Genomic DNA, 11,249 nt, shown 5'->3' with positions numbered 1-11,249 from the left:
TAAAACATTACAAGATTTAGGCTTCAAAAATGTCGTAAATCTGAGTGGGGGAATCGAGAGTTGGGTCAATTCAGGTCGGACGATAAAAAACTATTTAGGTTATTTTAAACTTGAGAAGGCTTAGGAATTGTTACGAGAGTAAACAATCTTAGCTATTTTACCTATTTTTTCAGGCTTATATGCTTAATTTATATGACTTGCACTACAATTAATTTACAAATATAAAAAGGTATTAAGTATGACAAAAACTCTTTTAGAAAATATTGACAATATTCCACCGCTTCCGGAATCTGTTCAGGCTGTTGAACGTGTTTATAATAATCCGGATTCTACACTTGAAGATATGCAAAAAGCGATAGAAAAAGATCCTATTTTAACTGCAAATATTTTACGTTTGGTGAACTCTCCAGCTTATGGATTGAAAAATAAGATTACAAGTGTAAAACAGGCTGTTGCACTACTTGGTAAAGATGCTATCAGAAGTTTTGCACTTGGAAGTGCTGTTGATAATTTTAAGATTGATTTATCTCCGTATGGAATGACAAAAGAGGAGTTTGCACTTGCATGTGACAGACAACTTTCACTAATGCTTAACTGGCTTATCAGAACAGAGTCAAAAAGTCTTGCTACTTTAGCACCTGCTGCATTTTTAGTGGACTTGGGACGTGTTATCATTGCTAAAACATTGATAGATGATGATAAAGTTGGTATCATTGAGATGGCGTTAATGAGCGGAGAAGATATCTCTCAAGCAGAAAAAACTGCCTGTGGTGCGCAAACTACAGATGTAACAGCAACACTTTTTCACAAATGGAACTTTGATGCAGATACCGTTCATCTCATTCGTTTTAGTGATGATCCAGAGGGAACAAACCCTGATGAACAACGCGCTGCAGCACAGCTAAAAGCTGTTCGTGAAGCAGTAATGCCAAATGGTGAGATCACGGAAGAGTCTCTCTGTGTTGCAAAAGAGACAATAGAAGAGTTTGATCTAGATTTGGAAAACTTTGAAAAAGCAGTAGATAAAATCCTTAGTGCTTAGGATTTTATCTTTCTTATAAAGACTACTTTTAAGTAGTCGCTCTCTTTAAATTTCTCTGGCACACGAAAATCTTTTGGCAGAGAATGACTCTCCAAGACTTTATATCTCAGTTTTAAATCTTTAAATGCTTTATCAATAAACCCTCGAAAAGTCATCATACTAAAATTTGCTGCGTTTGTGGAAGCTACGATGATACCTCCGTTGTTTGTTATCTGTATCACTTCTTTGAGAAGTTTCACATAGTCTCTGTTTGCACTAAAAGTATGTTTTTTAGAACGCGCAAAGCTTGGTGGGTCTACGACTACCATATCAAAAAGCAGTTTTTTTCTTACAGCATACTTGAAATATAAAAAGACATCTTCAACGATAATCTTTTGTTTTGATAAATCTATAGCGTTGATACTAAACTGCTCCGTAGTTTTTGTTAAGCTGCGTTTAGCCAGATCCACACTTGTAGTACTCTTCGCTCCTCCGACAGCGGCAAATACGGAAAAAGCGCCAGTGTATGAAAAGGTGTTGAGAACAGTTTTATCTTTTGCGTATTTGTCGCGAATGGCTTTTCTTACTTCTCTTTGATCGAGAAAAACCCCAACCATAGCACCATCATCAAGGTAGATGGCAAAGTTTACACCGTTTTCTTTGACCAAAAGTGGCTCAGGTGCTCTGTCTCCGTAGATAAAGTCATCTTTATCATCAAGATACATTCCCTTTGTATCGAAGCGTTTTTTTTGATAAATCCCTGTGCACTGAACACTCTCTTTAAAAGCATCGAGTATAAGTTCTTTGAGTGTGTAGATTCCGATGCTGTACCAAGTAAAGAGGTAATAGCCTTCAAAATAATCCACAGTGAATCCCGGAAGCCCGTCACCCTCTCCGTTAACAACTCTAAACGCAGTAGTCTGCTTATCTGCATAAAACTCTTTTCGATACTCTATCGCTGCGTTTAATCTACGCTTGAAAAATTCTTTGTCTATTATTTCTTTTTCATTGAGTGAAAGAACCCAGCCATGACCTTTGTTTTGTATGCCATAGTAAGCTTTAGCGACAAATTTGTTCTTTTTATCACGTAGGTTTATAATCGTACCTTCTTGTGTGACCTTGCTCCAGTCTGTTATGAACTCTTTTAAGAGTAAAGGGTAGCCATTTTTAATCTGTTCTACAAAATCAGGTTTGAGTGTAAGGTTTATTTCATTTGACATTTTTTTCTCTCTAGTTTGTCGTAAAGTATGAGCATATTGTGATAATCTTGATGGAGTGTTGTGTTTATAAGAAAATCACTACCATCTAAAATACCTAATGCTTTATGCACTTGCTCTTGTGTAAAAAGATGAGATAAAGCATCTTTATAATCTGCAAAATCAAGTTCCATCTCTTGCATTCTTGCGAGTTCTACGACAAGATGACCAAGCTTGTTTGTACCGTATTCTAAAAGTTCTAAAGCTTCATCATACTCACCTAAACGCAGTAAAGTTTGTGCTTTAAACTCTCCCATGCTAAAGTTTTCCTCAAAGATAACACCGATGTACTTTTCAACATTAAGTGAATCTTCAAGAGATTCGATATGTATCATAATCTCTTGGGGATCATAGTCTTTAAAGTTTAAAATCATATCTCGTATGGGTTTTGCGTTGTTTTTGTTGTTGTAGATAAGATCATCTATAGGATAGACTTCTGAGATACTTGGCACTATGATTTGACAAGAATAAAACCCTAGATAATCATACTCTCTGACATACATTTCTTTATTCATCTTTTCTAAAATATTTGTGAGATAGTTGTACTCATCTTGTGTGGAGTCTCCTTGATAGTCAAACGCAGTATAAGCAAAGCTCTTCTTTTTACTTAAAAAAGGTAGACCAATTTTACCATTTGAATCTATAAAATGTGACTCAAGGTTAAAGCTGTCAGCGACAAGACTCATATCAAAAGTAGGTACTTCAAAATTATCAAGATTCTTCAAAGAACGTCCTTGCATAAGCTCTGTCATAGTTCTCTCTAGTGAAACTTCAAGTATGGGATGTGCACCAAAAGAGACAAATAAAGTCGCATTTTTAGGGTTGATAAGAGAGATGGCAGTCACAGGAAACTCTCCTCCAAGCGAAGCATCAAGGACTTCTACAATGTAGCCAAGTTTACGCAGAGCTATAACATCTTCATATACTTTTGGGAACTTTTCTACAATGGCATCAGGAAATTTTGGCAAAGCGTAACCATTTTTTATGATTTGCATTTTTGCGTATCGTTCAAATATCTCACTTAAAGATTGGACTTTTGCTTCTAGGGGTGTGTTGCCTGTTGCTAAACCATTACTGACATAGAGATTACTTAAAATATTTAAAGGAATGTAAGTCTTTTCTTGTGTTGATTGTTTTATAAAAGGGAGACAAACAATCTTATCTTCATAGTCACTGTTAAAATCTACTAAATCTTCAGGCGAGAGATTGCCATCTGGATTATAGATCTGCATAAGTTCATCACTGAGATATTTTTCATCAAAACTAAACGCAGCTTCATCGGGGTAGTATTTTCTTTGTGGAAGGTGAAAGTCTATAAAGAAGTTGTTTGTCTGTAGACGTTCTATGTACTCACCCAAAGCACTTGCTTGTGAAGCATCACTCAGTACACCTTTGCCATTTGAGTAAATATGTCTTGGCGCTTCTTTTGAGCTAAGGTTGACTGAGTAGCAATGCGTGAGAGGATTTTTTTGTTCTTGAAAAACTATCTCACAACCGACATCAGCTAAAACTCTCTTCATAGTAGAGATAGACTCTTGAAGTGGAGCCTCTTTTGATAAAAAATTCATTAAGTATTTGTCCCTGCTTTATTTAGTAGAATTATATCTAAAACAAAAGGGATAACTACAGTTTGATTTTTCTTTTAGCAAAGCAAAATTATCTTATAATAAAAAGAAAAAAGGAGCAGTATGTTCTCTGCTAAAGTCGTCTCAATTTTCACAGTCATCATTCTTATCATCACCTTTACAATTTGGAAATTATATCTGCAAGATATTTCACAACAGGCAAAAGACGATATAGCCAAAGGAAATAAAGTAGTTCTACTTTTTTCTGCAAAATGGTGTCCAACGTGTACAAAAGAAAAACCAATCTTTGAAAAAGTAAAAAAAGAGTTCCCTGGTATCCACTTTTATGATGTTACGACAGATATGAACAAAGTACAGCAAAAACTAGCGTTTAGATTTTACAAGATACATGGCATCCCAACTTTTGTTATGTATAAGAACGCCAAAGAAGTTAAAAGGTTTAGCGGGCTTAAAAGTGAAGAAGAGTTAAAAGAATACTTTAGTAGTTTAATTAATTAATATATAATAGCATACAAGGAAAATACATGAACAAAAAATTACTAATTAGCATGAGTTTATCTGTTTTGATAACGAGTGCATACGCAGCCACTGCAGCAACTCCAAAAGAAGTGGCGACGAACATTTGTAAAGCATTACAAAAGATGGATTTTCAAGAACTGAAAAAGTATGCTGATGAAGCAGCTGTAATAAAAATAAATGAAAATGAAGCTAAAAAAATAAAAATGGCAAAGCACATAGATATGCTTCCTGAGTCAAAAAGAGCGCAAGCAAAAAAAGATTATGATGCACAAATATGGCGAAGAAAAAGTGCAATGTCTGCACTCAACTGTCAAAATATCTATATCCAAGACACAGACAATCCTGACCATAAAGTCGCTCTCATAGACAATAAACCAACATTTCTTAAACGTATCAAGGGTATTTGGAAACTAACGCAATAACTTCCTCAACTATTCAAATCAGGTCTTAAATATAAGCAATACCAAGATACATTGAGCCTGATTTTGTCACGAACTAAGTCTAATAGTTTTTACATATGATGCTAGTGGAAGAATTACAAATCAAAGAGGTGCATAAATATTTTGGAAGATATTAATATCTTCCAAAAATAAAAATGATATAAAGGAGTTTGTAAAATGATAACTATTCAAAATGGAACATTAGATGATTTTTTTGATTCAGCTATAGAGACAGCAAAACAAATTGACAATAATGAGAAGGTCACTCCAAAACATACTATTTGGATGGAAACAGAAAGTTTGTTGAGTATCTTAAAACCACAAAGAACCAAATAGTAGACATGTATATGCTAATGAAAGTATAGAATTTAAAGCAGTGGTGTAATCATAGCTCCACAACTTTCTCAAACATCTCTTTAATTTCCATGTCATGGCTTATGAGAAATATCTGTCGATACTGTTCTTTTATAGTATGAAAGGCTTCGAGTATTTCTATTCTTCTACTTTCATCTTGTGAGCCGAAAACTTCATCAAAGGCGAGAAAGCCTATGGAGTTGGCTCCGCTGAGTTCTGTTAGTGTTTTGCTGATAGCTATACGTAAGACGAGGTTTGCCAAGTCTATCTCTCCACCTGAGTAGCGCTCTATAGGGTACTTTTTACCCTCATCATATATGAAAAAGTCAAAGTCGTTGTTGACCTCGATATGCTGGTATTTTCCTTTTGTGATTTGGCTGTACATGCTTGATGCAGTGCTAGAGATCCTTGGGGCTATTTTTGCATTGAGTTTGGTTTTAAACTCTATAAGTGAGTGTTTTATCTTCTCGTAGTCTTTAAGATCATCTTTTTTTGTTTGTACTTTTTCTAACTGCGTTTGATTGTTTTTAAGCATCGCTTCTATGGTGTTGGCTTCTCCTTCATATGTAGCGATGTTTACTTGTATCTCGTGTATCTGTTTTGTTTTTTGTTCCTCTTCTTTTTGCACTGTTTCGTATTCTATCAGTTTAGTTTCATGCTTTTTCACGTCGTAGTCTATAAGCTCAAACGCAGTCTCTTTAGCTTTAAGCTGCTCTATGTTTGTTTGAAGTAATTGAGTGAGTCTTTGCAGTTCTTCTTGCATTGGTGTCACTCTTTGGAGTTGTACTTCAAGACTCAGTACATATTCATACTTTGGCTTTGTAGCATCAAGTTTTTCTTGCAGTTGTTTGTGTGCTTTTGCATCATAGCTATAATCTTGCAGCGTTTGGAGTTCTGCTTTGTTATTTAAGCCTTTTTGGTTGATAGTTTGAAAATATTTTTGAGCATTTTGTAAGTCTTTTTGCTTACTTTTTTGGAGCAAGATTTTGCCTGTAAGTGTTTGAAAATCTTTCTCTGCCTTTTTGCTTTCTTGCTCTTTTTGAGAGAGGATGTTTCGTAACTCTAACAGTTCTTTGGTATAGCCTTGTATCTTTGTGTTTTGTAGCTCGTTGATCGTGTTTTGCAGTGTGTTTATAACATTGTCATACTCTTCTAAAAGTGGTCGTGTACAAGTTGGACAAGCAGAATCACGTCCTAGATTTTGGATACTTTGTATCTTTTTATTTGTGTCACTGACTACTCTTTGTTCAGCTGAGAGTTTCTCGCTAAGTTCACGCTCTTTTTGCTGCGTTTGGAGGAGTTCTTTTTTTATTTTCTCGACATCTTCATACAGCTTTTTCTCCTGCGTGGGGAGTGTGTCATACAGAGCGCACTCTTTTTCAAGTTCTTTGATATCGTTTAAAGCTTTTGTGTATTGGTCTCTGAGCTGCGTTTGCTCTTTTTGCAGTCCCTCTTTTTTGAGTTGAATTTCTTTGAGTTTCTCTTGTTCTTTTAGCTCTTTATCTAAGGCAGCATATTCTGCTTTTACAGCTGCGTTTCGTTTGAGTTCTTGGGCTTTTTGTTCTAGTGTTTTTAGCTCTTGTTGGAGTTTTTTTTGTGATGCTTGTTGTGAGATGATGGAGTTTTTAAGCAGTTGTATTGCTGTACTTGCTTTTTGTTTTTTCTCTTTTGTTTGAGTAAATATCTCCAACTCTTTTTTAAGGACAGAGCCTATTTCTTTGAGTGATGCTAGTTCTTGCCTGTGCTTTTTCTCATTTTCTTGCAGCTCTTTTTTATTTGCTTTGAGTTTTTTGAGTGCTGTTTTTTTACTATTTGTGTCATCCTCACTTAAAAGTATCTCGTTAAATGCAGCTATTTCACGTTTGAGCTCACGGCTTTTTTCTACAAGCTCTTTTTCAATAAAGTCTATCTTTTGTAGACCAAGTAGTTTGCGTATCATTTTTTTTCTGTCTTCATTTTTGAGCGTGCTCAAACTTGTAAGCTCTTTTTGTGAAGCAAAAAGTGTATGCATAAAAGCATCTCGGCTCATTTTTGTGAGCTGAATGATGCTGGCTGTCACTTCTTTTGCTCCGCTTGTGATAAGCTCTTCATTTTTGTACAGTTTAGCATTTGCACTAAGTGATTTACCTCGAAATTCTCTCACAATACGGTAAAGTAAACCTTCAAACTCAAAACAGAGTTCTACAACTACAGCATCTTTTGTTGTTGCATTTGCATTACGGATGACCTCTTTTGCTCCTCTGTTTTTAAGCTCACCATAGAGTGCAAAAAGTATGGCTTCAAAGATAGTCGATTTACCACTGCCATTTTTCCCGATGATGCCTATGAGACCTTCTTCAAACTCTATCTCGTATTTTGTGTATTTTTTAAAGTTTTCAAGGTGAAGTTTAGAGAGAATCATCTTGTACCTCGTCATAGTTGGCAAAAAGCTCTTGGATTTTGAATTTTAAGCGTGAAAACTCTTTTTCTTGGCTCTCTTCTTGAATATGTTCGAGGAAAAATTCTTCCAGACTCAGGGCTTCAACGTCGCTAACATCTACTGCGTTTACATCTTGTGTAAACTCTCTTTTTATGCTGACATGCATCGCTTGAGCAAAAAGTTCTTTGATAGCTGCGTTTGAAATATCTATGGATTGCAAAGGCGTGAGGTTTGAGAGCTTTACTTCTACGATTGCATCTTTTGTATCATCGTTTGTGAGTTTTTCAAGTGCATTTTCATAATCACTACAGTCTATCGTTTTTGTAACAATAGGACGTATCTTTATCTCTTTGTATTCGACATGAAAGTCATCTAAAAGGATGAAACCTTTTGAATTGCGTTTGTCATTGAGGCTTGTTCGCTCAGTTGAACCTGAGTAGTAGACATTTTTATGTTTGCCAACTTGACCAAAGCCATGCCAATGCCCTAGTGCGACATAGTCCATCATCTCAAATATATACTCTTTATCTTTAGGATAAACCCACTCGCCAAACTCCTGCATTAAAAAGTGCGCACCTACAGAGCAGTGCATCATCATGATGTTTTTTTTATCCTTTTGAATGTTTTGTTCGCAAAGCTCTATTTGAGAGAGTGCTTTTGTCTCATCGTTCATATGTGGAAGTGTGTGAAAAATCACATCCTCAAATTCTATCTTTTTATATTGTTGTTCATAAGAGAGATGAATATTTTTAAAATTTTCAAATATCTTTAAAATTGGTGAACTAAGATTTGTTCTTGGTGTTGAGTGATTTCCTGCTATCATAATCATGGAGATATTAAGCGCATCGATGATTTTAAACTGTTCAAGTGCAAAGGTAATGGCTCTGTTACTTGGACTTGCACGGTGAAACAGATCTCCTGTGTGGATGATGTAGTCGGGTTGTATTTTTTGAATTTGTGCTATAACCTGAGAAAAAGCATCATAAAAGTCTGCTTCTCTTTGGTTGATATTTTCTGCGTTGAGAACATCAAGGTCGTTATATCCAAGATGTGTGTCACTGAAGTGTAGTATTTTCACGAAAATCCTAATCGTTTTTTAGTAGTTTGTTTTTTAAAGCATTATAAATTGAACTCATAAAACTCTCTCTTTTCGTTGCTAGTGCAAGAGGGCGGCAAGCTCTGAGTACCCCATAGCCAAGTCGTGCCATAAGAACACCGTTGAGCATACCTTGTGAAGCAGACGAAGAGACTTTTGCTATAAGTGAGTTGTGCATCGTTTCATTTGCATACTCTTGTGCAAGTTCTGTAGCTCCTGCAAAGAAGACATTAAAGGCACCACGTTTGAGTAGGATGATGGTGGAGTAGGCATTTGGTTTGTAGCCGTATAAAAGGGCTATCTCTTTTGTAAGCAGGAAACTACGCCAGATTATTATCATCGCATCAAGGAGTGCAAGAGGAGAGATAGCTGTAGAGATGGCAGCTTGGATGGCAGCGTTTTTGATTTTTTCTTTTGCTTTTGTGTCGATAATGCTGAGTACTTCTTTGTCAAGATCTTTGTATATGGCATGATAATCATGGGAGTTGTTGATACTGTTTTGTAAGACTTCTATTTTTGTTAAGATTTTTTCATCTGTGTAGTTTTTTGCATATCTATCAAGTAGTTTTCTTGTCATGGAAATGATTTTTTTGTTTGGATTTTCTTTTTGTAGAGCATAAAAATCTTGCATCTTTTTTGCATTTTTAAGGGCTTTGATCTCTTTGTAATTTTTATAGCTAAAGAGTCCAAGTGAGAGCATTAAAAGGGAGAGCCCTAGAAGATAGAACATATCCAAAAGTGACTTACTCTGATAGAGTGACTCTAGGTTTTGGAGTGCATCTACTGTGATAGCGATAAACAAAAAAATGATGACTGTGACGATGATGCCACTAAGGGAGCCTAAAAAACCTATGCTTTTTTGAAGAAAGTTTCTTTTTTCTTCGAGTTGTTTTGTCTGAAGTTCTAAACTAGGTTCTTGTACTTCCACGCCGCCTTTTGCTTCAGCGACAAAAGGTTTGAGTTTTTCTTTTTGTTGTGGTCTGTTTTGTTCTACTTTTTGACTGAATGGTTTTATGCTCATAACAAATCTCCTATGAGTTTTCTTATAACTCTATCCATATTGATATGTTCTAATGACTCATTATCTCTATAGGGTTTTTTTTGTGGCAGAAAGTTTTTATATCCGTATTTACTTGTATCAAACTCTGCTTTGTTTGGGAAACGTGGGGGCATTTCACCGGGATAAAGGTCATGCATCTCAGCATCTTCTTCTAAAATACCGCGGATAAAAGAGAGGGTTTGTCCTTTGTACTTTTTTTCTATCGTCATGGTTGATTTTAAAGCAGCGACTATCTGGGTAGTTGTCTCGATATGTGAGATATCGAGATCTTTTTGTAAGTCCTCTATCATATCTACTAAAAGTGCACTAAAGTTCGTATGTTGTGAAGCTGCAACTTGATCCGCTTTTGTAGCACAAAAAAGCACTTTTTTTATACTTGGATGAAACCATTGTGATAAAAAGTTTTTGTTTTTATGCTCATAAAGTGCGAGCATACTTTTGAGTCCACTTTTCATGTCACTGTAACAATCATAACCATTTTGTAGGGCTTCAAGCACATCAACCAGAACCACTTGTCGCTCAAAGCCCTTAAAGTGCTCAAGCTGTATATCTTTTACAATCTCTTTGACATATTTGTTATAACGTTTTTCAAAACTCTTTTGTAGCTCTTTAGCTGCGTTTAGAGGTAGGGGAGCGAAAATGAGAATAGGGTCATTTGCCAAATCAGAGGGCATGATAAATCTTCCCGGTGTAAGTTGTGAATAGTTGTTTTTTTTGAGATGGATGAGTAACTCTTTGTACTCCTTATGCACTTTGATGGCAACTTCTTGCGTGTTTGTTTTGGCCGTTAGTGAGTTAAGCGTTGTTAGATAGGCTCTTGCTTTGTCATCATCGACACTGCGAAGCCATGTAAGTGTTTTTTGAGACCAAACTGTGTAAGACATTTCTAAAAGAGTTAAATCAAGGAGCCATTCACCGGGATAATCTATCAGTTCTATTTGAAATTTTGTATTGCTCAAAAGTGCAAAACGGCTTTTTATTTGTATCTCTAAAATGGTATGCGTAATTTCATCCGTATCTTTTGTCCAGCGATATTCTTGTTTTAGTTGATGGATAAGCGTATAGTAGTCAAATCGTTTTGCATTTGCTAAAGGTGCTTTAATCGTTGTCTTAAATGGCTGATAAGAGGCTGTTACACTGAGAATTTTATCTTGATATAAAAGCTGGTCAATGAGTGAAGTGATAAAGACAGTTTTTCCTGAACGACTAAGCCCTGTTATAGCAATCTTAATAGGAGTTGATGTAAAAGAAAGACTAGGCAAGTCAGGGAGATTTTTTAAAATATTAGCGACCATCAAACACCTCTTTATTTTGTAATATTCTACTATTTTAATACATATAAGCTAATAAAGTGTCAAATAGCTTTAGTTTAATTGACTCCTATAAGTAACATTATGCGTGTTATGTAAGAAATCCACCAATTAACTATCATTTTAGGCAGTTATTTTTCTATAGACAATTAAAAACACACAAACTCTTTAAGAATAGTAAGTGATTT

General features: G+C 35.5%; 10 protein-coding genes. 4 read left to right on the top strand and 6 right to left on the bottom strand.

The window, feature by feature from the left end:
• Positions 1-238 precede the first annotated feature (238 nt).
• The gene (locus MV052_RS06380; RefSeq protein WP_297442093.1) at positions 239-1,042 is read left to right on the top strand and encodes an HDOD domain-containing protein; all 804 of its coding nucleotides are present in this window, start codon (positions 239-241) and stop codon (positions 1,040-1,042) included.
• Here MV052_RS06380 and MV052_RS06375 read toward each other — a convergent pair.
• Positions 1,039-2,241 carry a class I SAM-dependent rRNA methyltransferase gene (locus MV052_RS06375; protein ID WP_297442091.1) on the bottom strand — a complete coding sequence of 401 codons (1,203 nt, stop codon included), beginning with the start codon at positions 2,239-2,241 and terminating at the stop codon, positions 1,039-1,041. The two genes, MV052_RS06380 and MV052_RS06375, sit on opposite strands and share 4 nt — an antisense overlap.
• Entirely contained in the window at positions 2,226-3,845 is a 1,620-nt protein-coding gene (locus MV052_RS06370) for a YcaO-like family protein (RefSeq protein ID WP_297442088.1), read from the bottom strand. The genes MV052_RS06375 and MV052_RS06370 overlap by 16 nt, the downstream gene beginning before the upstream one ends.
• 120 nt (positions 3,846-3,965) lie before the next feature.
• Here MV052_RS06370 and MV052_RS06365 point away from each other — a divergent pair, with 120 nt between their 5' ends.
• The 3 genes from MV052_RS06365 (at position 3,966) to MV052_RS06355 (ending at position 5,158) form a co-directional block, all read left to right on the top strand.
• The gene (locus tag MV052_RS06365; RefSeq protein WP_297442086.1) at positions 3,966-4,361 is read left to right on the top strand and encodes a thioredoxin family protein; all 396 of its coding nucleotides are present in this window, start codon (positions 3,966-3,968) and stop codon (positions 4,359-4,361) included.
• A gap of 26 nt (positions 4,362-4,387) precedes the next feature.
• A complete protein-coding gene (locus tag MV052_RS06360) occupies positions 4,388-4,804 on the top strand; it encodes a DUF4878 domain-containing protein (protein ID WP_297442084.1) in 417 nt (138 codons plus the stop codon).
• Positions 4,805-4,999: 195 nt separating this feature from the next.
• On the top strand, positions 5,000-5,158 hold the full coding sequence (locus MV052_RS06355) for a hypothetical protein (protein ID WP_297442082.1): 159 nt from the start codon (positions 5,000-5,002) through the stop codon (positions 5,156-5,158).
• A gap of 49 nt (positions 5,159-5,207) precedes the next feature.
• On the opposite strand, the gene MV052_RS06350 is transcribed toward MV052_RS06355, so the two are convergent.
• From MV052_RS06350 to MV052_RS06335, 4 genes are read right to left on the bottom strand one after another with little or no spacing between them, the layout of a single operon-like run.
• Positions 5,208-7,577 (bottom strand): SMC family ATPase, encoded by a 2,370-nt coding sequence (locus MV052_RS06350; protein WP_297442080.1) that lies wholly within the window; start codon positions 7,575-7,577, stop codon positions 5,208-5,210.
• Positions 7,564-8,673 carry a DNA repair exonuclease gene (locus tag MV052_RS06345; RefSeq protein ID WP_297442078.1) on the bottom strand — a complete coding sequence of 370 codons (1,110 nt, stop codon included), beginning with the start codon at positions 8,671-8,673 and terminating at the stop codon, positions 7,564-7,566. Before MV052_RS06345 ends, MV052_RS06350 begins: the two co-directional genes overlap by 14 nt.
• Positions 8,674-8,680: 7 nt before the next feature.
• Entirely contained in the window at positions 8,681-9,712 is a 1,032-nt protein-coding gene (locus MV052_RS06340) for a TIGR01620 family protein (RefSeq protein WP_297442076.1), read from the bottom strand.
• Positions 9,709-11,046, bottom strand: a complete 1,338-nt coding sequence (locus MV052_RS06335) for a YcjX family protein (protein ID WP_297442074.1) — start codon at positions 11,044-11,046, stop codon at positions 9,709-9,711. Before MV052_RS06335 ends, MV052_RS06340 begins: the two co-directional genes overlap by 4 nt.
• Between the last annotated feature and the right edge of the window lie 203 nt (positions 11,047-11,249).

The organism is Sulfurimonas sp. (genome assembly GCF_026988655.1).
Lineage (GTDB): Bacteria > Campylobacterota > Campylobacteria > Campylobacterales > Sulfurimonadaceae > Sulfurimonas.
This window is presented reverse-complemented; position numbering and strand designations above follow the sequence as displayed.

Excerpts from the sequence above, each read along its gene's own strand:
- MV052_RS06370 (WP_297442088.1), bottom strand. The coding sequence starts at position 3,845 with ATGAATTTTTTATCAAAAGAGGCTCCACTTCAAGAGTCTATCTCTACT.
- MV052_RS06355 (WP_297442082.1), top strand. The coding sequence starts at position 5,000 with ATGATAACTATTCAAAATGGAACATTAGATGATTTTTTTGATTCAGCT.
- MV052_RS06360 (WP_297442084.1), top strand. The coding sequence starts at position 4,388 with ATGAACAAAAAATTACTAATTAGCATGAGTTTATCTGTTTTGATAACG.
- MV052_RS06365 (WP_297442086.1), top strand. The coding sequence starts at position 3,966 with ATGTTCTCTGCTAAAGTCGTCTCAATTTTCACAGTCATCATTCTTATC.
- MV052_RS06335 (WP_297442074.1), bottom strand. The coding sequence starts at position 11,046 with ATGGTCGCTAATATTTTAAAAAATCTCCCTGACTTGCCTAGTCTTTCT.
- MV052_RS06380 (WP_297442093.1), top strand. The coding sequence starts at position 239 with ATGACAAAAACTCTTTTAGAAAATATTGACAATATTCCACCGCTTCCG.
- MV052_RS06340 (WP_297442076.1), bottom strand. The coding sequence starts at position 9,712 with ATGAGCATAAAACCATTCAGTCAAAAAGTAGAACAAAACAGACCACAA.
- MV052_RS06350 (WP_297442080.1), bottom strand. The coding sequence starts at position 7,577 with ATGATTCTCTCTAAACTTCACCTTGAAAACTTTAAAAAATACACAAAA.
- MV052_RS06375 (WP_297442091.1), bottom strand. The coding sequence starts at position 2,241 with ATGTCAAATGAAATAAACCTTACACTCAAACCTGATTTTGTAGAACAG.